We start from the raw sequence: 20,662 nt of genomic DNA, 5'->3' as shown, positions 1-20,662 counted from the left end.
CGAAGCAATGAATCATCACAATGGCCTGAAGCTTGGCCATTTGGGTGATAATTCATTTTAGGAGGAGATACCAGATGCATACTGTGTGGAAAGGCGCAATCAGCTTCGGGCTTGTCCATGTACCCGTCAAGATGTTTACGGCAACGGAGGATAAGGATATTTCGCTTCGCATGATTCACAAGCCTTGCGGCAGCCCAATCGCTTATGTACGGCGCTGTCCGAATTGTGATGTAGAGGCGGGATGGGACGATATCATTAAAGGTTATGAATATGAGAAAGGCCGTTATGTCCTTTTTGAAAAGGATGAGCTCGAGCAGTTAGCGGGAGAAAAGTCGCACACCATTCAGATCCTGGATTTTGTCGCACTGGAGGAGATTGATCCGGTCTATTTCCAGAAGACTTATTATTTATCGCCTGACCAGGCCGGGGGCAACGCTTATGGCTTATTGCTCCAGGCGATGGCCGATACGGGCAAGATCGGCGTAGCCAAAGTGTCGATCCGGTCTAAAAGCAGCCTCGCTGCCATTCGTGTCATCGATAACTGCCTGGCGATGGAGACGATCTTTTTCCCGGATGAGATCCGCTCCATTTCCCATGTCCCCGGTTTGCCGGAATCGGTTAATGTAAACGAAAAAGAGCTCACGATGGCCAAGCTCCTGATCGAGCAGCTGTCTACGCCGTTTGAGCCAACCAAATATACGGATGATTACCGGGCGAATATGCTGGAGGCTATCAATAATAAGGTTGCCGGCCAAGAAATCCGCGTGGCGCCGCAACAGGAGCAAACGAATGTGCTTGACCTGATGGCTGCCCTTCAGGCCAGCCTCGATGCAGCCAAGCTGCCGCCAGGCGGAGTTGGTCTAGATACCGGCGCGGGCAAAGCAGTTGCAGGTGCCGGCACTCCGGCGGACGCTGCTACCGCTGCAGATCAGCCGGTTGTGAAGCCGCGCAAGCCTAGAACGAAGAAGCCTAAAGCAACGGAGATCTCTTAATGACTGTGTTCTCGCTTCCTGCGGAGCCGATGATACCCGTTGCGGATGACCGCATCCCCCGGGAGTCCGGCTGGATCTATCAGATCAAATGGGACGGCGTCCGTATCGTCGCGACGATCAATGATGACGGGAGGATTGATCTGTATTCGCGGAGACTGCTGAACAAAAATACGGTCTATCCGGAAATTCACCGGACGCTGCAAGAGCAGGCTGATAAGCTTGGTCCGTGCATGCTGGACGGCGAGGTCGTCTATTGGGACGGTGAGCGCCCGAATTTCCAAATGGTATTAAGCCGTGAACGAAGCTTTGGCGCGGAGCCTTCTTCCTCCTCCGCGAAAGGGAAAGTATTGTACGTCCTCTTTGATCTGCTGCAAGATGGGGATCAAGACTTGCGCGCTCTGCCTTATGCCGAGCGCCACGAACGGCTTATGGCAAAGATGAAGCCGGTACGCTCTGACCGGCTTCTTACGGCTGATCTCTATACCGATGCAGAATCGCTTTGGAAATGGGTTGATGATCATCAGTGGGAAGGGATCGTCAGCAAGAGGCTTGACAGTCCATACAAAGAAGGCAAAGCACATCGCGATTGGCTGAAGAAAAAACGGGCTCTGCTGCTCGATGTTGGCATTGTTGGCGTAAAGCGCCGCGATGGCCGTGCGGCCAGCCTGATTATGTCGGATCAAGGCCGCTTCATCGGCAGTGTATCGCTTGGTCTTGATGAAGCAATGCGCGAGGCGCTGGGCCAAATGCTTCAGCTGCGGAGAATTGATGCTCCTTCATGGCCAATGCCTTTCCCAGCTTTGCCTGCTGAGCTGAAGGGTGAGAGCATTGTATGGCTCCCCTCCCCGCTTCCCTGCCGGGTAACCGGCCTTGAGCTGACATCCGCCGGACTGCTGCGGCATCCGAAGCTCGTATCCTTTGGTCTCAACCCGTCAGGAGGGCGCTCATGAACCGAACAAGCTCATCTGCCAAGAAGCCTGCAACCGTCATGGTGGAAGGACAGGAAATAAAGATTACAAATCCGGATAAGCCGCTTTGGCCGGAGCACGGGATTACCAAATCTATGTATCTTGAGAGACTTGCTTTTCTGTCTCCTTTTTTGCTGAAGCACTGCAAGGACCGTTATTTGACGACCATCCGTTATCCGCATGGCTATGCCGACAAGTCGTTTTATCAAAAAAACTGCCCGGAGCCCAGACCTGATTTCGTTCATATCGCCCGCAGCGAGAATATCTCGTATGTGCATCTCGACAACCTGCCGACCTTGCTCTGGCTTGGCAATTTGGCCTGCCTGGAGTTCCATGCTTCCTTCGACCGGATCAGCAATCCCGATTACCCGACGGAGTGGATTCTGGACCTTGATCCTTCCCGAGAGGAAGAACCGCGCATCATCGAAGCCGCCGCGCTTGTAGGAAAGCTGCTGGAATCACTGAATATCGAGTCCGTTCCCAAAACCTCCGGAGCAACCGGCGTTCAAATTATCGTGCCGGTGCAGCAGAAATACAGCTTTGATCAGCTAAGAGGCTTGGGCCAATTTGTCGGCGATTACTTGTCCCGCGCTTATCCGCAGCTGTTCACCGTGGAACGGCTGACCAAAAATCGCGGCGACCTGATTTACGTCGACTACCTGCAGCATTACAGAGGCAAAACGATCGCAGCCCCATATACGCCTAGAGCACGTTATGGCGCCCCGGTCTCAACGCCTTTGAAGTGGGACGAGGTGTATGCCGGGGGCATCAAGCCAGCCGACTTCCATCTATTGAATATTGCAGACCGTCTGCAGCGTTACGGTGATTTGATTGATCTGGTCAAGCCTCAGGATTTAGGGCATGTACTGAGCTTTATAAACACATCCAAATAAGCCGCCCCTTTATAAAAGAGGCGACAACAATCGGGCAGCGGCTTCCGCTGCCTTTTCCTTTTTCCGTCTTTGCCGGAAGCCGGCCAGGTCCAGCTCTCTGCTGTCGAGCAGATCCTGTTCATAATCCTGCTTCAAATGCTTGATTGTCCCGGGATCAAACAGCACGGCGTTCTGCTCGAAATTGCTGTGAAAGCTTCTCATATCCATATTAGCCGTTCCGACAACAGCAAGCAGCTCATCCACAATCATGACTTTCGCATGGATGAAGCCTTTCTCATACCGGTACACCCGGACCCCTGCTTCCAGCATCCGTTCTACAAACGACAAGGTCGCCCACAAGACAAGCTGCGTATCTGCAATGCCAGGTATAATCAGCCGCACATCTACCCCGCTCTTCGCGGCACTCCCCAATATGGCCAGCAGACTCTCATCCGGTATAAAATAAGGCGTTGAAATATAAACACTCGACTTAGCCGCTTTCACGGCAGCAAAGGCCGTCTCCAGAATCGGCTCCCCGCTTCGGTCCGGGCCGCTTGATACAATAAGAACCGGCTCCTGCAAAGCATCATCCGGATCATGCTCAGGCATGTAACCGGCATGCACCGGCAGTCGCTCCTTGGCCGCAAGCTCCCAGTCTTTCATGAACAGCTCCTGCAGGAAATAGACGGAGTCCCCTTCAAGCCGCAGCTGCGTATCCCGCCAAAAGCCAAGCCTCTTATCCTTGCCCAAATATTCATCACCGATATTGATGCCGCCTACAAATCCGATTTTACCGTCAATAACAACGATTTTGCTATGATTGCGGCTGTTCAGCAGCCGCTTGAGCAACGCGACTCTGGCCGGTAAAAAGCAGCTGACCTGCACGCCTGACTGCTTAAGCTCGCGGATATACCTTTTACTCAAATTGACGCTGCCTATCCCGTCATAAAGAACGCGCACTTCGATGCCTGCCCTTGCTTTAGCCGTGAGCAGATCCAAGAACTGCCGTCCGATTCCGTCATCGCGGATCGTATAATAGTCCAGATGAATATGATGAAGAGCCTGCCCCATCTCTTCCAGGATAGAAGCAAATGTCTCCCGCCCGTTTGTCAGCACCTTCACCTGGTTGCCCAGCGTTACAGGCCTGCCGGAACAGACATGCAGCAGACGAAGCAGCTTTTCCTGCTCCAGCATACCTGTCTGACCAAGCTCTCCGGGACTGGTTGCACAAATCGACAGCCGTTCGGCAGCCTGCTCGTATTCTCTTGAAATATCCTGACCTGCCTTCACTCTCCTGGAGCGCCCAATCATCCAATATCCGGCAAAGCCTAGAAAAGGGAGCACTAAAGCAAGCACGATCCATGCGGCAGCCCTAGCCGGTATTCGCCTTTCCATCCACAGAATGACCGCGGGCTGAACGCTATATAACAGAAGAAGCATAATAATTGCAGTGAGCCAACCGATCATCCACGCACCCCATTACTAAAAACCCATTCACCCTAGTTTGGTCGACCGGACTAGAGCATATACTTTGAGATGCAAAACAGCCTGTTCCGCCGAGCATCTCGGGGACAGGCTGTTACTTCTTGGTTCCGGTATTTAATAAATAATGCTTCAGCGCATCCCGCCAAGGCTGCAGCGGAGTGAGGCTATTGCTGCGGATGGCACTGTGATCCATCACCGAATAATGCGGGCGAGGGGCAGGACGGGGAAACTCAGCTGTCGTGCACGGCTCGATCCGTGTGCGGCTCCCGCTCTCTTCCATGATCGCCTGCGCAAATTCGTACCAGGAGCAAATACCGCTGTTAGATGCATGATATATACCGTAAAAGTCGGTTTGAATGAGCTCCAGCATGAATAACGCCAAGTCCCGGGTATAGGTGGGCGAGCCCCATTGATCGGCTACAACGGTCAACTGATCTCTGTCTGAGGCAAGCTTCAGCATTGTTTTGACGAAATTATTGCCGTAACCCCCAAATACCCAGGATGTTCTGACGATAAAATATCGGTCATGAAGGCTGATGACCGCCTGCTCCCCGGCCAGCTTGGATTGTCCGTATACCGTTTGCGGATTGGTTCGGTCATATTCCTTGTAGGGAGCCGTCCCCGTTCCATCAAATACATAATCGGTACTGACCGCGCATAGCTTGGCGCCAATCTCTCTGGCTGCCACGGCCACATTACGGGTGCCTGCCGCATTGATCCGGAATGCTTCATCCGGCTCCGCTTCCGCCTGATCTACTGCTGTATAAGCAGCGCAATGAATAATGGCATCCGGACGAAGGAGGGCAAATACCCTTCTGCATTGCTCCAGATCTGTGATATCCAGCGCTGTGCGATCGAGTCCTATCATCTCGAATTTACCGCCGGTCTCCAGCATGACAAGCTCCCGTCCGAGCTGTCCGTTTGCTCCCGTAACCGCTACCTTCAGCTTTCTCTGCTCTTGTGAACCGGTCATTTGGACTCCAGCCTTTTCGCATACTGCGTATCGTAATAGTTCATATAAGCGCCGGATACAACCTGCTCCAGCCACTGCTCATTCTGCAGATACCAGGCAATTGTCGCTTTGATGCCTTCCTCGAAATTGTGCTGCGGCGTCCAGCCAAGCTCATTTTTGATTTTGCTTGCATCAATCGCATACCGGCGGTCATGGCCCAGACGGTCTTCTACATGACGGATCAGCGATTCCGGCTTGCCCAGCTCCTGCAGAATCGTTTGCACGACATGAAGATTCGTTCGTTCATTGCTGCCGCCGATATTGTATACTTGCCCGGTCCTGCCTTGATGAAGAACAAGATCAATCGCCCTGCAATGATCCTCCACATACAGCCAGTCTCTTACCTGAAGGCCGTCTCCGTATACCGGCAGCTGCTTATCCTGCAGCGCATTTTGGATCATAAGCGGAATAAGCTTTTCCGGAAATTGATAAGGTCCATAGTTATTCGAGCAGCGCGTAATAACCGCCGGCAGACCGAAGGTCTCGTAATAAGCGCGGACGAGCAGATCAGCCCCGGCTTTGCTGGCCGAATACGGACTGTTTGGTGCAAGCGGAGTTTCTTCCGTAAATAGTCCCTCAGCCCCAAGCGTACCGTATACTTCATCCGTGGATACCTGCACATATTTGGCCACCTGATACGTTTTGGACAAATCAAGCAGCGTCTGCGTTCCAATAACATTCGTATGCACGAATAGTCCCGGCTGCAAAATGCTGCGGTCAACATGGGATTCCGCGGCAAAGTTAATGACCGCGTCAATACCGGATTCAAAGAGCGGAGTAAGCGCCGCCTGATCGGCAATATCTGCTTTCACAAATGTATAGTTCGGATGGTTCTCAACCTGCCGCAAATTTTCTGGATTGCCCGCATACGTTAAGGAATCGACATTAATGATTTCATAGCCGGGGTAACGGCTTAACATATAATGAACGAAGTTGCTCCCTATAAACCCCGCCCCGCCTGTAATTAACAGTTTCATTTAGGAATGCTCACCCCTCATATACAAAATTGATTTCTGCCTGGGCAAGCCGTGGATGCTTGGCATCTTTATCCGACAATATCGGCTTAGAGACCGGCCAGTCTATACTTAGCGCCGGATCGTCCCAGGCAATACCTCTGTCATGCTCTGCGGAATACAAAGCGTCCACCTTATACTGTACTTCACAGCTTGGTACCAGCGTACAGAAGCCGTGGGCGAAGCCTTGCGGCACCAGCAGCTGTCTCTTATTCGCTGCGCTTAGAATAAAGCCCTGCCATTGCCCGAAGGTTGGCGAGCCTTGTCGTATATCTACAACAACATCATAAATCGCTCCTGCCGTGACTCGGACCAGCTTCGTCTGCGCTTTGGGCTGAAGCTGATAATGCATCCCCCGAAGAACTCCCGCTTCCACCGACAAGGAATGATTATCCTGTACAAAGGAATGGATGATTCCATTCTCACGCGCCGTCTTCTCGTTATAGCTCTCCGTGAAAAAACCTCTGTGATCGCCATATACAGGAGGCTCCAGCAGCTTAACTCCCGGCAGCCTTGTTTCCATTACGTTCATGCTTCACCATCCTGTTATATCAGAACTCAACTATATTATATATATTCGGCAAGCTCGTACTGACCCACGGGCATACGCCATTTTTCTCTCATCAATTCCATATAATTCTGTCATGTTTCGAGCTTTGCGAGAATAAAAGTCAATAGAACGTTCTAATCATGGCCGGAATGGAAGGAGGATCAACCTATCCCCATGTTTAAAGACAACAAGCGCGTTTCGACGACCGATACGTTAATTGGTCTTGGCACGCATATCGAGGGCAAGCTGATCAGCGAGGCAAACCTCCGCATCGAGGGAGAGCACAGCGGAGATATCGAGTGTCTGGGAGATGTCATTATCGGAGAGAACGGCATGGCACGCTCCAACATAACAGCCAGGGACATTACCATTGCCGGCAAAGTGTATGGTGAAGTAGTGGCAAAAGGAAGGCTGACCATTACAGCAACCGGTCAACTGACCGGCAGCATCTCTGCCCAAGGCATTATTGTTCAGGACGGCGGCATGTTAAACGGGAGCTGCCATATGGAGCGACCAAATGAGACGCGTACCCGCCCGCTGTCAGAGACGGGGAGCGGAAGCAGCTCAACCCAACCTTCCAAGGAACAAAGCCGCGAGAAGGAAAAAGCGCGCCAGGCGGTATGAGAAAACCTCTATCGAAGCTAAAAAACTCCCGTTTGGATCCTCTTGGAAGAGGAACCGAACGGGAGTTTTTATCTAATTTGGTTTTACGCTGCTACATCTCTCTTCTTAAATACATACCACGCGAGACCTACAAAGATGGCATAGTAAATCGCCAGCACCAGGACAGAGAAGCCCAGTGTCGTTCCATCCCGCATTGGGGTATCGTTCAAATATTGCGTAAGGTCAAGATGAATAAACAAGATATAATCCGCCCACTTATATTTAAGTGAAGCCAATAGAGGCGAGAAGGAATTAACCCCTAGAATCAGGAACAGCGACAAGCCGATTGCCAAAGCGCCGCTGCGGGACACTGTCGCAAGCATAAAGGCAAGCGTAGTGGTGACGACAAGCGACACATATTTCAGAAAGCTGTACTTCAGCAGATAAGCCATAACAGATCCCGAGACCAAAGGAGAAATGACTTCCGATGCCGTCTCATTCGTGTATCCGAACAGGATCATGTTCAGGATGACAGTAAACACCAGCATCACGACAACCATCCCAAGCGCATACAGCAGAACCGCGATGTACTTGGACAGCAGCACCTTGGATCTTGTCCAGGGACGAATCAGCAGCAGCTTGATCGTTCCGCTTGTGAATTCATCCGCCACGCTGGATGATGCGATAATAATCGTGAATACCGTAACAAGCATATACGAAATCATCACTTCCGTCATGATCATGCTCCACGCGGAGGCGGTGTGATTATCATCAACGAAATAACCAATAATGGAAATCGCCGCGATTAAAGCAAGCAATAAACCCAGCATGACATAGGTACGGGGACGGCGATAAATTTTCATATTTTCGTTCTGAACAAGCTTCATAAAATTAAACAATGCGTTCCCCCCCCGTTACTTCGAGGAATTGATCTTCAAGCGACTTGGTTTGAACGCGGATGCCGTATACCTTAATGCCCGCAGCAACCAATCTTGCATTAAAGTCTGCAGCAAATTCGCGGTTCGCTTCAATGACAAGACTGTCGCCTTCCCTGAACGCATCTTTGCCAAGCTCCGCCGCGACTGCAATCGCTTCGGCCTGCTTATCTACCTCAAACAGCATTTGGACATTGCTCTCGACATCCAGACCGCCTTGATTAATGGTCCGCACATCGATCAGCTTGCCGTTCTGAATAATCGCAACGCGGTCACACATAAGCTCCATCTCTGACAGCAAGTGACTGGAGACGAATACAGCAATCCCTTCATCCTTGGACAGCTGGCGAAGATAATCACGCAGCTCGCGAATGCCTGCCGGATCCAGCCCGTTCGTTGGCTCATCGAGGATAAGCAGCTTCGGACGGTGAAGGATAGCTTGGGCTACCCCAAGTCTTTGTCGCATCCCTAAGGAATATGTCTTGACCTTATCATGAATACGGGATTCCAGACCAACAAGGTCAATGACCTCCTGAATGCGCTCAGGCGTAACCCCTTCAATCATTCGTGCAAAATGGACAAGATTCTGATACCCGGTCAAATACTTGTACATCTCCGGATTCTCAACAATTGCCCCTACATTTCGGATTGCCTGCTGATACTGGCTGCGGATGCTGTAGCCGCCGATTTTGATTTCACCGGAGGTCATAGCCATGAGACCTACCATCATACGGATCGTCGTTGTTTTACCGGCACCGTTTGGCCCGAGAAAACCAAATACTTCGCCAAGCGGCAGATCAAGCGTCAGATTATTAATAATCGTCTTCTTCCCGATCCGCTTCGTAACCTGCTGCAGCTGTACGATCGGTTGCTCCATAATACCCTTTGCCCTCCTAAAATGAATGCAACGATTTGTATGATTCATTGCATACACTTTTTCCAAAATCTAGTTCTATGTATCGTGCGTCTATTATAGCGAATTAAAAGTGTGAGGGAAAGCGTTCTATCCATTAAGTCTTTATTTAAACTTGTGAACAGCCCGAGCAGCAGCCGAGGGGAAGGATAACACGGAAAAAGCCGGTCCGAAAAAGAGACTTTGCCTCATACATCCGCACCATTTTTCCGCAGCCCACACAATAAAAACATTCTTCCAGTTGTACCATCATTACTTTCCCCGCTTCCATGTCGATATACTTACTGTAGCAATTTCTCCAAGTTGTTACAATTCGTATCTTTACTTTATTGGATTTAGCGAAAGTTGTCAATACTTGTATTTAATTTGTCGTCTGTTCGCTTGTAAGCGTTTACAGTTATTGGAATAAAAACAGCGTCCTGTTAAGACGCCGTCTGGTCGATATCCATTTGTTCCTTCAGCAGATCATGAATCCGTTCCCGCTCTTCCCTGCTTACAATCAAGTACCACACTTGATTAATCGTACTACCCGAGCCGCTTATTTCTACCGTATCGATGTTGCCCAAATCTTCCCGGTAATCAGTCATAAAAGTTTTCATTTCTTCAAATGTAATGTTTGTTTTGACGCTTGTGCCAAGCTCTTTTAATATTTTTTGAACCTGCGTAATGTTCGAGAATTGAAGGGAGCTCTTCATGACCTCCACTAATATTTCCCGCTGCCGGGCATTTCGGCCCTGATCCCCTCTTGGATCCTCATAACGCATTCTGGAATATAGGAGTGCCAGCTCGCCATTTAACTTAATCTTGCCTTGATTAAATTGATGCTCCCCGTAATAAAACGTAAAAGGATTGTTCACTTCGACTCCGCCAAGGATATCAATCAAATGCTCGAAGCCTTCCATGTTAATCCGGATATAGTAGTCGATCGGATAATCGAGGAAATGCTCTACCGTATTTTTCGCCATCGTTACTCCGCCAAAGGCGTAAGCATGATTGATTTTATCCGTAGTCCCGTGCCCGATAATCTCAGTTCTTGTATCCCTCGGGATATTGAACATGAGGATGGATTTCTTCTCCGGGTTAACGGCAAGCACGATCAAGGTATCGGATCGGCCTTTATCATTCTCCCGCTCATCAACGCCCATGACCATAACGGTAAACGGATGACGTTTTTCTATGAGAGCCTGTACAGCCTGCTGCGGCTTAACGGTAACCTCCGGGTCCTTGCTTACATATACCGTTGGCTGAATCGGTTCATAAATCTTATCTGCCGTTTCTTTCACCGAGCCGTATAGATGCCAAACATATCCGGCCGTACCGGCAGCAATAATGACGAATCCGGCTCCAATGCCGATCAGCGCTCTTTTCCAGCCCCGTTTCATACTCCACTTCCCCCTTTTTCTTTACCGCAACAGCTTACTCTCTACATGGCAGGACTAACTTCCTCCCAATGATCAGCCAGAACAATCCGGTCATCTTCCATTAATGCTGTTCCGAAATGGACCTCCAGAATCGAGAGTCTGGATCTGGCGTGAACGGTATGTCTTTGCCCCGGCATGATCTCAATGACATCACCAGTCCGAACGATGGTTCTTTCCTCATTGCGGATCAGCTCTCCAACACCAGCCAGCACCGTCCAAATCTGTTTCCGTTTCATATAAAAAACGTAATTCAAATATCCGCCCTCGTTAACCTCGAGCTTTCTTGTTATGGATTGCTGCCCGTCTTCATCGTATGTGCAGTTTATGACAACCGCACTCCCCCAATTACCGGCTTCGTAACCGGGTACCAGCGGCAGCTGCTCATCCGCACAAGGATTCAGGAGCTTTTCTGGCTGCATAACAGCTCTCTGGTCAGCAATGAGAATTCCTGTTGCAGATATAGCTACCGTAATATCTTTCAGCCCCATCATAATTACAGGAACTGCCGAATCATTATAAATAGAAGCGTTTTCCGGCAGAGCAGCAGCAAGACTGTTCCAGCTGTTAATGCGATGGCAAGGCAACTCCGGCATTCGGAAGGTAGGACTTCCTTCGAATAACCGGGTCATAACCATTTCCAGCTTGCTGTGAATCCCTTCGTAACGCCGGTAAAGTTGTTCGTAGGAAATCGGCAGTCCTTCTTCCGCCAAGGCTGAAATAACACTCTCCAGTCGAAAGACGACAATGCCGCTTCCGTCGCTGGTTATGACATGGTTAAGCTGATGCCTGCGAAGCTGCTCGGGCAGCTCCTTCAGCGCCTCAAGCCATTCTTCTTCCTCCAGATACAAGTCCGACGGCACTACAGCAACCGTCTCATGGAGAGGCATGGACGCAACGGAATAAAGATAGGATGCGGCAAGCGCAACAGCAGGAAAGATCCCTTTAGCCTCTGGCTCCCGAATTACATTCAGGCTGAAGGAAATCTGATTACGCAAAGCCTCCGCCTGATTATGGCCGATCGCAATAAACGTATCCTGTTGCATGCCAACTTGGCCCAGCTGACGCCACAGCCTTTGCAGCAAAGACTCTCTATCACCTTCTGCTCCAGGCAGCAAAGGAAGAAGCTGCTTCGCACGCTTAGCATGAGAAAGCGGCCACATCCGTCTGCCTTGACCGCCGGCTAATAAAACGAGTCTCACTTGCTGCTCTCCCATTACATCCTCCTGTTTGTACCGTAGTAGGTGTAATACGGCTGTTCCTTGCTTTTCTTTTTCTTATTGTTGAGTACCACACCCAGCAGTCTCGCTTTGACATGCTCAAGACTGGCGTACATTTTTTTCGCTTGCTGGCGTTTTGTCATGCCAACACTAATGACGGCAACAACTCCGTCGCATTTGGATGCAAGCACAAGTCCGTCTGTCACGACAAGAGAAGGCGGTGCATCAAACAGGATCATATCGTAATGAGCGGTCAGCTCTTCGATGAACTGATTCATTTTTTTGGAGCCCAGCATTTCGGATGGATTGGGAGGAGTGGGTCCGGAAGCGATAAAGAATAAATTGTCAATAGAAGTGGAATGAACCGCATCCTGCCATTCCATCTGGTTCGCCAGTACATTCGATAATCCGGTCTGATTGGACTGCATGAAAAACGTATGAAGCGATGGCCGGCGCAAATCCGCATCAATGAGAAGCACGCGTTTGCCCTCCTGCGAGAAAGCTACGGCGAGATTCGCTATGGTTGTTGATTTGCCGTCACCGGACTGGCAGGACGTTACCATTAACGTTTTTACAGGCTCATCGATGGAGGAGAAAAGAATATTCGTGCGCAGGGAGCGGTACGCTTCAGCAATTGGTGAATCGGGATTAATCGTTGTAATCAGCTTGCTTTTTTCAATCGTGGATTGTTGCATGGTTAACCACCTGCCAGCTTTTATTAGAATGCCTTATGACTTAATGCGCGATATAAAGCGTGGATCTTATACTGCTGCGGGCTTTGACGAAGCAGCTCCTGATTCAGCATGCGGACCAGCACGGACCGAAGCCGGTTAGGAGGGTAGAAGGTAATGCCGTATTCGTATTGGTTATCCCTTGTGTTGCGCCATACGACATGACCGCGCAGATTAAAGGCAACACCGGAAATATTCATCTGGAAATCCATCAGGTAGCCTTTATGCACAGGAAAACGCAATCCGGACAAAAAGCTTAGCCCCTGCCTGCTAATGTTCAAGATCAGCACAGAGCATGTTGAAGCTGTAAGCAAGAGGCCCTGCTCATTCAGAAGACCTGCACGGGCGGTTATTCCTTCGTGGAGGTGAATACGGATATTGGACCTTTGTATAAAAGGGTCGGCACCCATGTTGAAGCATCTCCTTCTTCATAGGGAGGAATAAAGACAGCGAATTGTGTTAACAATAACTAAATGATACAATTTGTATCTTGCATTTCTTTCACTTTACGATACGTTATGTAACATGTCAAGCGAAAATAACTTTATTACGGATTTTTTGCGACGTTTCGTTGCAACAAATGAAATATTTACGTTTCCGTATTAATATAGGTGTAGCGGAAGTCAGTCATTTTAGGAGGATATAGGATGAATATAGGGAACCGAATTGCTGGCTTGAGGGAAGAAAAAAAGTGGACACAGGAGCAAACCGCCGCAAAGCTCGGCATATCCAGGGCTGCATTATCTCATTATGAGAAGAACCGCAGAGAGCCTGATACGGAGACGCTAGCAAAGTTTGCTGACCTGTATCATGTATCGATAGATTATTTGGTAGGAAGAACGCAGAATACTCAGGCGGCGTTAAGCGAAGATATTAGAAGCTTTGTCGATCATCTGGAGCTTTCTGACGAAGAGCTGCTGGAGAAGTACAATTTGAGTGTGGATGGTCGGAAGCTTACTGCAGAAGAAACGAAACGGTTCATTGCCTTTGTTCGGGCAGAACGTATGATGAACTAGGGCTGCGGCAATTGTTAGGGCTGGATAAGATCCGTAGGCCATTTTTCTTGCGGAATATCCAACTGAATTAATATTTCTCTAATATTTAGCTCAGTACGTTTATCTTCAGTGCTTGTTGCTTGCATCTCTGCTTCTCTCATCTTATCCGACTCCTACTCCTAATAAAGTGAAACAATAATGTTATTATACCTAACAATATAGCTGGAATATGTCGGAAGTTGTGGTAGGTTTAGTTCTTTTTTTGTCGAAAATAGGAATATATGACCATCTTTTAAAGAAAAGCGAGTCGATTTTTATGGAAGCCTTTGTAAATTTTTTAAGCAAATGGTTAGCGAAAGGTTAGAAGCAGATAGAGGATGCTCCTAACCTTTTTTTCATAATTGGATATCGACATCAACGGGGATCTCATGTAAAGTAGACAAACATGGAACTGGAATAATTAAACATTATTAGGGAGGCGACATGCATTCAAGATCCAACGGTCTCAGGCGACTAAGAATGTTTGCCGCATTCATCGGCATCGTTCTTCTTACGGTCATTGTCTTCTTTGCATTGGCGATTATCATTTCACCTGAGGGTGATGAAGGTATGCTTATGGTGATTGGGATCACCATCTCCCTTCAGCTCTCGTTCCTTACTGCTTACATCCTATGCAAGTCCAAAACATAAAATAACCGTCTCGCAATGAGACGGTTATTTTATGTGATTGACGTGAAACAAAACATGTTTGCTTAGCCGGCTGTTCTTCTCTACCCTTGGATGCTCAAACGTTTGAATAAAGCGCATTCCAATCTTCTTCATCACATTCTTTGAACCTTTATTAATCTCAGCTGTAAAGCTATAGACATCCGTAAAACCAAGTTTATCAAAGCCATACTGCAAACAAGCATCCGCTCCCTCTGTTGCGTATCCTTTGCCCCAAGCTTCCTTGGTCAGCCGCCAGCCAATCTCCACACATGGTGTAAAATCAGCTTCAAAGGTTGCTTGATGGAAACCAATAAAACCAATAAACGCATTGTTCTCCTTCGTCTCCACCGCATATAAGCCATACCCCAAGTCTTTAAACTCATTCGTAATTACCTCATAGAACGCTATTGTTTCTTCTTCCGACAAGGTCTTTGGAAAATACTCCATTACCTTTTCATCCTCGTTCATCCGAATAAACGGCCCCAGATCTGCCTCTCGCCAGTCACGCAATCGCAATCTTGGGGTCTCTATGTAGATCACTGAATGCCCTCCTTTCTGAAAGATTATTGTATCTTCTCTCAAACCGTCAGCTCATTTTCCGACTTCAGTCGAATAGCGTTCTGCAATAATCGTTCCAGCAGCGCGCCAAAGATAGCTATAACAAACGAAGCAAAGGTTACTGCTAAACCGACTACTATAATCCCAGGCGCCTCTTCCTGTCTGGCCGTAATGAACACGACTGGCAGCATCACCACAAAAATCATGCCGATACTGAGACCACAATATTTAATCTTCTTTAATGCTCTGACGGACAGCTCTGAAAAAGCGATATTGTTATCAATGTAACCGAGTAATTTCAAGGCCATATACAATGCGATGAAATAAGGAATTACGGCAGCAAAAAAACCGATATCGGATACATGCATTTTACCTGGAAATTGATCAGGGTTATCTCGAATTAAAGCAATCATCGCTATAACACATACAGCAATCGCAGGCATTGCCAATATAATCACCGTAATTTTCAAAAACAAAGTTGATGCACGATTCATAACAACCACCTCATCCGTGTAGACTCAGTGATATTATAATGTCTAATTTATCGTTTTACAATATATTTTAATTGTTTTGTGAGGTGTTTCTCACTAGGAAATTGAGGGAATGGTTCCACATTCCCCTCCCCTGTCCTATCTCATTCAGGCGAGCGGCTTTTTGCTTAGCCTGCCTTTTTTTGAGTGGTGGCTGCGAGTGGATAGAGGAAAAGTATCTCCTGGAGGAGTGCAACGTTCGCCTTTGAAATCGTGGGACAGCCTCAACTTCTAATCAAAGTCCCACGATTTCAACAGCGACACCGAATGAGAGACAGGCGTATTGAACTGTCTCTCATTCGGTGTACCGTAAGGAGATACTTTCCCGGCATCCAGAGTACACAGCCACCACTCTCTACAAAAAAAAACAGGCTGAGCAACTGCCCAGCCTGTTTCCCTTTATCCTCCTGTACGAGCCAGCTCTTTCATGCTTGCTTCAAAAGCAGCAAGAAGCGCTTTGTCGTCAGTCAGTCCTGCATCTTCCGCTTTGCGGATATGCTCCATCATTTTTTTGTAATCCTTCGGAATAACCTTCACGAATTTCGTGATCGATAAATTCCAATCGCTCAGAACACGCGAGCCAACTGCAGAGCCCGTGTAATCCACATGACGCTCTAGCAGGCCGCGAAGCTCAGCAACATCTTCTTCTGTCTCAAGACGCTCCAGCAGAACCATCTCAATGTTGCAGTTCTTGTAGAAGTCGCCATGCTCGTCGTAGATGTAAGCAATGCCGCCGGACATACCTGCCGCAAAGTTCCGGCCTGTGCTGCCGAGAATAACAACCCGGCCGCCAGTCATATATTCACAGCCATGATCGCCTACGCCCTCAACAACAACCTTCACGCCGGAGTTCCGAACCGCGAAGCGTTCGCCTGCGATACCGCGGATGTATACTTCACCATCCGTTGCACCGTAAAGCGCCGTGTTGCCGATAATGACGTTCTCTTCGGCCACGAATGTAGCTTTCGGAGATGGAGCAACGATAATTTTACCACCGGAGAGGCCTTTGCCAACATAGTCATTGGAGTCGCCTTCAAGCGAGAGCGTGATGCCCTTCGGAACGAATGCTCCAAAGCTTTGACCGGCAGTACCAACGAAGTGGTAGGAGATTGTATCTTCAGGCAAGCCTTTCGCGCCGTAACGGCGGGTTACTTCGCTGCCGAGAATTGTACCCACTACACGGTTTGTATTGCAGATCGGGAATGTGCCGCGAACACGTTCGCCGCTTTCCAGTGCCGCTGCTGCTCCAGGAACAAGCTCTTGCATGTCGAGCGACAGCTCGAGTCCATGGTTTTGCTCTTGTACGTTATGACGCGCTGCGTCTTGCGGTACATCCGGGGAATGCAGCAGAAGGCTAAGATCAATTCCTTTTGCTTTATAATGATCAACCAGGTTTTTCGATTCGAGAACGTCGACACGGCCAACCATTTCTTGAATAGTACGGAAGCCAAGCTCTGCCATAATTTCACGAAGCTCCTGCGCAATGAAGTGAAGATAGTTCACGACATGGCTTGGATCGCCCATAAATTTAGCGCGAAGCTCTGGGTTTTGTGTTGCAACGCCAACCGGACAAGTATCGAGCTGACATACGCGCATCATAATGCAGCCTAGTACGACAAGTGGAGCAGTCGAGAAACCATACTCTTCAGCACCAAGAAGGATTGCAATCGCAACGTCGCGGCCGTTCATCATTTTACCATCGGTTTCGATAACGACACGGTCACGCAGATTGTTCAGCATCAACGTTTGATGCGTTTCTGCAAGACCAAGCTCCCATGGCAGACCCGCGTGGCGAATCGAGTTCATTGGTGATGCGCCAGTACCCCCGTCATAGCCGCTGACCATGATTACGTCTGCGCGTGCTTTAGCAACGCCGGCAGCGATTGTGCCTACGCCAACCTCGGATACCAGCTTCACGTTAATGCGAGCGCGAGGATTCGCGTTTTTCAGATCGTGAATCAGTTCGGCAAGGTCCTCAATCGAATAAATATCATGATGCGGAGGCGGCGAGATCAGGCCTACACCCGGAGTTGAACCGCGAACTTCAGCAACCCAAGGATAAACCTTGCGTCCTGGAAGCTGACCGCCTTCACCCGGTTTCGCGCCTTGCGCCATCTTGATTTGAATCTCATCCGCATTCACAAGGTAGTTGCTCGTTACGCCGAAGCGGCCCGATGCAACCTGTTTGATCGCGCTCCGGCGGGAATCGCCGTTCGCATCAGGGATAAAGCGTGCAGGATCTTCGCCGCCCTCGCCTGTATTGGATTTGCCGCCAATACGGTTCATTGCGATAGCGAGGCTTTCATGCGCTTCTTTACTGATCGAACCAAACGACATTGCGCCTGTTTTGAAACGTTTGAAGATGGATTCTACCGGCTCGACTTCCTCGATCGGCACCGATTGACGCCCATCCTTGAACTGGAGCAGCGAACGAAGCATCATATGCTTCTTGTCCTCGCCTTGCACCATGTTCGAGAACTTCTTGTACAGCTTATAGTCGTTCTTACGGGATGCCATTTGCAGCGTATGAATGGTTTGCGGGCTGAACAAATGGTCTTCGCCGTCTTTGCGCCATTGATAATCGCCGCCGGAGTCGAGCTCTTTCTCCCCGCCCTCTTGGTCAGCGTAAGCTTTGTTATGACATTTCAGCGCTTCTTGGGCGATGATATCCAGACCAATACCGCCGATACGCGATGGCGTCCATGTGAAGTACTCGTTGATCAGCTCTTCTTGCAGACCAAGCGCTTCGAAAATTTGCGCGCCGCGGTACGACTGAATCGTCGAGATACCCATCTTGGACAATACTTTTGTTACGCCCTTCGTAGCAGCTTTAATGTAGTTCTTAACAGCCTTCTCATGCGAGATATTGCTCAGCATGCCTTGGCGGATCATATCATCAAGCGTCTCGAACGCCAGGTATGGGTTAACCGCATTGACGCCGTAACCGAGCAGCAGCGCATAATGATGCACTTCGCGCGGATCGCCGGATTCAAGCAGAATCGCAACCTTCGTTCTTGTGCCTTGACGGATTAAGTGATGGTGCAGGGCAGATACGGCAAGCAGCGATGGAATCGCAGCATTGTCTTTATCAAGACCGCGGTCAGACAAAATAAGAATATTATGACCTTTTTCAATAACGCGGTCTGCCGCTTCGCGCATCAGCTTAAGTGCGGAACGGAGTCCTTCTTCGCCTTCAGCCGCCGGGAAGAAGATCGGAAGCGTAATCGACTTGAAGCCTGGACGGCGTACATGGCGTAGCTTCGCGAACTGCTCGTTCGACAGAATTGGCGTATCCAGCTTGATATGGCGCGCGCTTTCCGGTTCAGGCTTCAGCAGGTTGCGCTCAGGCCCGATCGTTGTGCCAACGGCTGTAACGATTTCTTCACGAATTGCGTCAATCGGCGGATTCGTTACTTGCGCGAACAACTGCTTGAAGTAGTTGAACAGACGCTGCGGACGTTCCGACAATACGGCAAGCGGCGCATCGTAACCCATGGAAGCAATAGGCTCTTGGCCGCTGCTTGCCATTGGTTCAAGCACTTTGCGAACATCTTCGAAGGTGTAGCCGAATGCCTGCTGACGCTGCTGCACCGTAGCATGATCCAGTTCAGGAAGCTCAGGCGCGTCCGGCAACGCTTCAAGGTCTACAAGATGCTCGTCGAGCCATTCACGGTAAGGCTGTTCAGCCGCGATTTGCGCTTTCACTTCCTCGTCGGAAATGATGCGGCCTTCTTTCGTATCTACAACGAGCATGCGGCCCGGACGGAGACGGTCTTTGTACAAAATCTCTTCGGGAGCAATTTCGACAGTGCCGGCTTCGGAACCGAGAATGATATGATCGTCTTTCGTTACATAATAACGGGCTGGGCGCAGGCCGTTACGGTCCAAGTAAGCGCAGATTTGCGTACCGTTCGTAATCGCCATTGCGGCAGGTCCGTCCCACGGCTCCATCAGGGTGCTGTGGTATTCGTAGAATGCTTTTTTCTTGTCGTCCATGCTTTCATGGTTCGACCAAGGTTCCGGTACCATCATCATCGCAACATGCGGCAAGGAACGGCCGGACAAATGCAAGAATTCGAGTGCGTTGTCGAACATCGCCGTATCTGAACCATCCGGACTGATTACCGGTTTTACTTTCTCCATATCGCTGCCGAACAGCTCGGTCTCGAACAACGTCTGACGGGCATGCATCCAGTTGATGTTGCCGCGCAGCGTATTGATCTCGCCGTTGTGGATCAGGTAATGGAACGGATGCGCACGCTCCCAGCTCGGGAAGGTGTTCGTGCTGAAACGGGAGTGAACAAGCGCCATAGCCGACACGACAGACTCGTCGTTCAGCTCCAGATAGAACGAGCGTACTTGCTCCGTTGTCAACATCCCTTTGTATACGATCTTCTTGCTCGAAAGGCTTGTGAAGTAGAACATCTCTCCGCCTTCTTTGCCTCCGAAACGGATCGCAAGTTCCGCACGCTTGCGGATGACGTACAGCTTGCGCTCAAAGGACAATTCGTCCTGAAGCCCAGGGTTCTTAGCGATAAACACTTGGCGAACGAACGGCTTCACCGACAAAGCGGATTGGCCAAGCTTCGAATCATCCGTTGGAACCGTACGCCAGCCGATCAACGTTTGGCCCTCTTCCAGGATAATGTTCTCCAGTTCACGCTCAAACGAGCTGCGGATCGCTTCATCATGCGGCATAAACAATAGGCCGACTGCATATTCTCCTTCTTGCGGAAGGTCAATCTCAAGCTTTTTCAGTTCACGTGTGAAGAAATCATGCGGAATTTGAAGCAGAATACCTGCGCCGTCCCCCGTATTTGGTTCGCTGCCTTGACCGCCGCGATGCTCCATATTCTCGAGCAATGTCAGCGCCTGACGAATGACAGTATGCGATTTTCTTCCCTTGATGTTTGCCACAAATCCCATGCCGCATGCGTCTTTTTCATAGCGCGGATCATATAGACCTTGTTTCGGCGGTAATCCAAAAATTTTCTCTTTCATCGTGTGCAACCTTTCTATCAGAAGATTTTTGGGCAAGCATAGCTCAATAACGGTATATCGAACGGCAGCAATCGAGGCGCATCGGCCTGTCGCTTGCCATTCTTTCGAGCTTAAACGTGATGGCTTAATGCCAACTTTCCGCGGACACAAACTTTTCC

General features: G+C 49.5%; 20 protein-coding genes. 6 read left to right on the top strand and 14 right to left on the bottom strand.

The genetic code is table 11. The features are described from left to right. The first annotated feature begins 74 nt into the window (after positions 1–74). Genes ku through ligD form a run of 3 tightly spaced genes read left to right on the top strand, consistent with a single transcriptional unit; the run spans position 75 to position 2,853 of the window. The gene (gene ku / locus BM200_RS10995; protein ID WP_091185025.1) at positions 75–992 is read left to right on the top strand and encodes a non-homologous end joining protein Ku; all 918 of its coding nucleotides are present in this window, start codon (positions 75–77) and stop codon (positions 990–992) included. After that, positions 992–1,942, top strand: coding sequence for an ATP-dependent DNA ligase (locus tag BM200_RS10990; RefSeq protein ID WP_091185022.1), 951 nt, complete (start codon positions 992–994; stop codon positions 1,940–1,942). The genes ku and BM200_RS10990 overlap by 1 nt, the downstream gene beginning before the upstream one ends. Beyond that, positions 1,939–2,853, top strand: coding sequence for a non-homologous end-joining DNA ligase (gene ligD / locus BM200_RS10985; protein WP_091185019.1), 915 nt, complete (start codon positions 1,939–1,941; stop codon positions 2,851–2,853). The genes BM200_RS10990 and ligD overlap by 4 nt, the downstream gene beginning before the upstream one ends. A gap of 9 nt (positions 2,854–2,862) precedes the next feature. Here the strand turns inward: ligD and cls are convergent, their stop codons facing one another. From cls to rfbC, 4 genes are all read right to left on the bottom strand, one after another. Next, positions 2,863–4,299 carry a cardiolipin synthase gene (gene cls, locus BM200_RS10980; protein WP_091185016.1) on the bottom strand — a complete coding sequence of 479 codons (1,437 nt, stop codon included), beginning with the start codon at positions 4,297–4,299 and terminating at the stop codon, positions 2,863–2,865. Between the two features lie 112 nt (positions 4,300–4,411). Next, positions 4,412–5,263, bottom strand: coding sequence for a dTDP-4-dehydrorhamnose reductase (gene rfbD / locus BM200_RS10975; RefSeq protein ID WP_091186266.1), 852 nt, complete (start codon positions 5,261–5,263; stop codon positions 4,412–4,414). A 23-nt stretch (positions 5,264–5,286) separates the two neighbouring features. After that, on the bottom strand, positions 5,287–6,306 hold the full coding sequence (gene rfbB, locus BM200_RS10970; protein ID WP_091185013.1) for a dTDP-glucose 4,6-dehydratase: 1,020 nt from the start codon (positions 6,304–6,306) through the stop codon (positions 5,287–5,289). A 10-nt stretch (positions 6,307–6,316) separates the two neighbouring features. Next, positions 6,317–6,874 (bottom strand): dTDP-4-dehydrorhamnose 3,5-epimerase, encoded by a 558-nt coding sequence (gene rfbC / locus BM200_RS10965; protein WP_091185010.1) that lies wholly within the window; start codon positions 6,872–6,874, stop codon positions 6,317–6,319. A gap of 192 nt (positions 6,875–7,066) precedes the next feature. On the opposite strand from rfbC, the gene BM200_RS10960 reads away from it, so the two are divergent. After that, the gene (locus tag BM200_RS10960) at positions 7,067–7,516 is read left to right on the top strand and encodes a bactofilin family protein (RefSeq protein ID WP_091185006.1); all 450 of its coding nucleotides are present in this window, start codon (positions 7,067–7,069) and stop codon (positions 7,514–7,516) included. A gap of 83 nt (positions 7,517–7,599) precedes the next feature. On the opposite strand, the gene BM200_RS10955 is transcribed toward BM200_RS10960, so the two are convergent. The 6 genes from BM200_RS10955 to BM200_RS10930 form a co-directional block, all read right to left on the bottom strand. Next, positions 7,600–8,394 (bottom strand): ABC transporter permease, encoded by a 795-nt coding sequence (locus BM200_RS10955; protein WP_091185003.1) that lies wholly within the window; start codon positions 8,392–8,394, stop codon positions 7,600–7,602. Further along, positions 8,387–9,307 carry an ABC transporter ATP-binding protein gene (locus tag BM200_RS10950; protein ID WP_091185001.1) on the bottom strand — a complete coding sequence of 307 codons (921 nt, stop codon included), beginning with the start codon at positions 9,305–9,307 and terminating at the stop codon, positions 8,387–8,389. The genes BM200_RS10955 and BM200_RS10950 overlap by 8 nt, the downstream gene beginning before the upstream one ends. 458 nt (positions 9,308–9,765) lie before the next feature. Continuing rightward, positions 9,766–10,725: an LCP family glycopolymer transferase gene (locus BM200_RS10945; protein WP_091184999.1), complete on the bottom strand. Its 960-nt coding sequence runs from the start codon at positions 10,723–10,725 to the stop codon at positions 9,766–9,768. A gap of 41 nt (positions 10,726–10,766) precedes the next feature. Next, on the bottom strand, positions 10,767–11,978 hold the full coding sequence (locus tag BM200_RS10940; protein ID WP_091184996.1) for a sugar phosphate nucleotidyltransferase: 1,212 nt from the start codon (positions 11,976–11,978) through the stop codon (positions 10,767–10,769). Next, positions 11,978–12,676 (bottom strand): CpsD/CapB family tyrosine-protein kinase, encoded by a 699-nt coding sequence (locus BM200_RS10935; protein ID WP_091184995.1) that lies wholly within the window; start codon positions 12,674–12,676, stop codon positions 11,978–11,980. Before BM200_RS10935 ends, BM200_RS10940 begins: the two co-directional genes overlap by 1 nt. 23 nt (positions 12,677–12,699) lie before the next feature. Then, positions 12,700–13,122 carry a PilZ domain-containing protein gene (locus BM200_RS10930; RefSeq protein WP_091184992.1) on the bottom strand — a complete coding sequence of 141 codons (423 nt, stop codon included), beginning with the start codon at positions 13,120–13,122 and terminating at the stop codon, positions 12,700–12,702. 237 nt (positions 13,123–13,359) lie between these two features. Here BM200_RS10930 and BM200_RS10925 point away from each other — a divergent pair, with 237 nt between their 5' ends. After that, on the top strand, positions 13,360–13,728 hold the full coding sequence (locus tag BM200_RS10925; RefSeq protein WP_091184990.1) for a helix-turn-helix domain-containing protein: 369 nt from the start codon (positions 13,360–13,362) through the stop codon (positions 13,726–13,728). A 14-nt stretch (positions 13,729–13,742) separates the two neighbouring features. On the opposite strand, the gene BM200_RS30605 is transcribed toward BM200_RS10925, so the two are convergent. After that, on the bottom strand, positions 13,743–13,868 hold the full coding sequence (locus BM200_RS30605; protein ID WP_281248364.1) for a hypothetical protein: 126 nt from the start codon (positions 13,866–13,868) through the stop codon (positions 13,743–13,745). A gap of 322 nt (positions 13,869–14,190) precedes the next feature. On the opposite strand from BM200_RS30605, the gene BM200_RS29685 reads away from it, so the two are divergent. After that, positions 14,191–14,397, top strand: coding sequence for a hypothetical protein (locus BM200_RS29685; RefSeq protein ID WP_139230778.1), 207 nt, complete (start codon positions 14,191–14,193; stop codon positions 14,395–14,397). 24 nt (positions 14,398–14,421) lie between these two features. On the opposite strand, the gene BM200_RS10920 is transcribed toward BM200_RS29685, so the two are convergent. The 3 genes from BM200_RS10920 to gltB form a co-directional block, all read right to left on the bottom strand. Beyond that, complete coding sequence (locus BM200_RS10920) at positions 14,422–14,955, bottom strand: GNAT family N-acetyltransferase (protein WP_091184987.1); 534 nt, start codon at positions 14,953–14,955, stop codon at positions 14,422–14,424. A 38-nt stretch (positions 14,956–14,993) separates the two neighbouring features. Beyond that, positions 14,994–15,467: a DUF2975 domain-containing protein gene (locus tag BM200_RS10915; protein ID WP_091184984.1), complete on the bottom strand. Its 474-nt coding sequence runs from the start codon at positions 15,465–15,467 to the stop codon at positions 14,994–14,996. A gap of 435 nt (positions 15,468–15,902) precedes the next feature. Further along, complete coding sequence (gene gltB / locus BM200_RS10910) at positions 15,903–20,504, bottom strand: glutamate synthase large subunit (protein ID WP_091184981.1); 4,602 nt, start codon at positions 20,502–20,504, stop codon at positions 15,903–15,905. Between the last annotated feature and the right edge of the window lie 158 nt (positions 20,505–20,662).

The organism is Paenibacillus catalpae (genome assembly GCF_900112695.1).
In the GTDB taxonomy this organism is placed as follows: domain Bacteria; phylum Bacillota; class Bacilli; order Paenibacillales; family Paenibacillaceae; genus Pristimantibacillus; species Pristimantibacillus catalpae.
Note: the sequence above shows the minus strand (reverse complement) of the source record. Positions and strands in the feature narration are given on the sequence as shown.

What these genes read in the sequence shown, in the direction of transcription:
- ku (WP_091185025.1), top strand. Translation starts at nt 75, where the DNA reads ATGCATACTGTGTGGAAAGGCGCAATCAGCTTCGGGCTTGTCCATGTA.
- BM200_RS10990 (WP_091185022.1), top strand. Translation starts at nt 992, where the DNA reads ATGACTGTGTTCTCGCTTCCTGCGGAGCCGATGATACCCGTTGCGGAT.
- ligD (WP_091185019.1), top strand. Translation starts at nt 1,939, where the DNA reads ATGAACCGAACAAGCTCATCTGCCAAGAAGCCTGCAACCGTCATGGTG.
- cls (WP_091185016.1), bottom strand. Translation starts at nt 4,299, where the DNA reads ATGATCGGTTGGCTCACTGCAATTATTATGCTTCTTCTGTTATATAGC.
- rfbB (WP_091185013.1), bottom strand. Translation starts at nt 6,306, where the DNA reads ATGAAACTGTTAATTACAGGCGGGGCGGGGTTTATAGGGAGCAACTTC.
- rfbC (WP_091185010.1), bottom strand. Translation starts at nt 6,874, where the DNA reads ATGAACGTAATGGAAACAAGGCTGCCGGGAGTTAAGCTGCTGGAGCCT.
- BM200_RS10960 (WP_091185006.1), top strand. Translation starts at nt 7,067, where the DNA reads ATGTTTAAAGACAACAAGCGCGTTTCGACGACCGATACGTTAATTGGT.
- BM200_RS10950 (WP_091185001.1), bottom strand. Translation starts at nt 9,307, where the DNA reads ATGGAGCAACCGATCGTACAGCTGCAGCAGGTTACGAAGCGGATCGGG.
- BM200_RS10945 (WP_091184999.1), bottom strand. Translation starts at nt 10,725, where the DNA reads ATGAAACGGGGCTGGAAAAGAGCGCTGATCGGCATTGGAGCCGGATTC.
- BM200_RS10940 (WP_091184996.1), bottom strand. Translation starts at nt 11,978, where the DNA reads ATGGGAGAGCAGCAAGTGAGACTCGTTTTATTAGCCGGCGGTCAAGGC.
- BM200_RS10935 (WP_091184995.1), bottom strand. Translation starts at nt 12,676, where the DNA reads ATGCAACAATCCACGATTGAAAAAAGCAAGCTGATTACAACGATTAAT.
- BM200_RS10930 (WP_091184992.1), bottom strand. Translation starts at nt 13,122, where the DNA reads ATGGGTGCCGACCCTTTTATACAAAGGTCCAATATCCGTATTCACCTC.
- BM200_RS10925 (WP_091184990.1), top strand. Translation starts at nt 13,360, where the DNA reads ATGAATATAGGGAACCGAATTGCTGGCTTGAGGGAAGAAAAAAAGTGG.
- BM200_RS30605 (WP_281248364.1), bottom strand. Translation starts at nt 13,868, where the DNA reads ATGAGAGAAGCAGAGATGCAAGCAACAAGCACTGAAGATAAACGTACT.
- BM200_RS29685 (WP_139230778.1), top strand. Translation starts at nt 14,191, where the DNA reads ATGCATTCAAGATCCAACGGTCTCAGGCGACTAAGAATGTTTGCCGCA.
- BM200_RS10915 (WP_091184984.1), bottom strand. Translation starts at nt 15,467, where the DNA reads ATGAATCGTGCATCAACTTTGTTTTTGAAAATTACGGTGATTATATTG.
- gltB (WP_091184981.1), bottom strand. Translation starts at nt 20,504, where the DNA reads ATGAAAGAGAAAATTTTTGGATTACCGCCGAAACAAGGTCTATATGAT.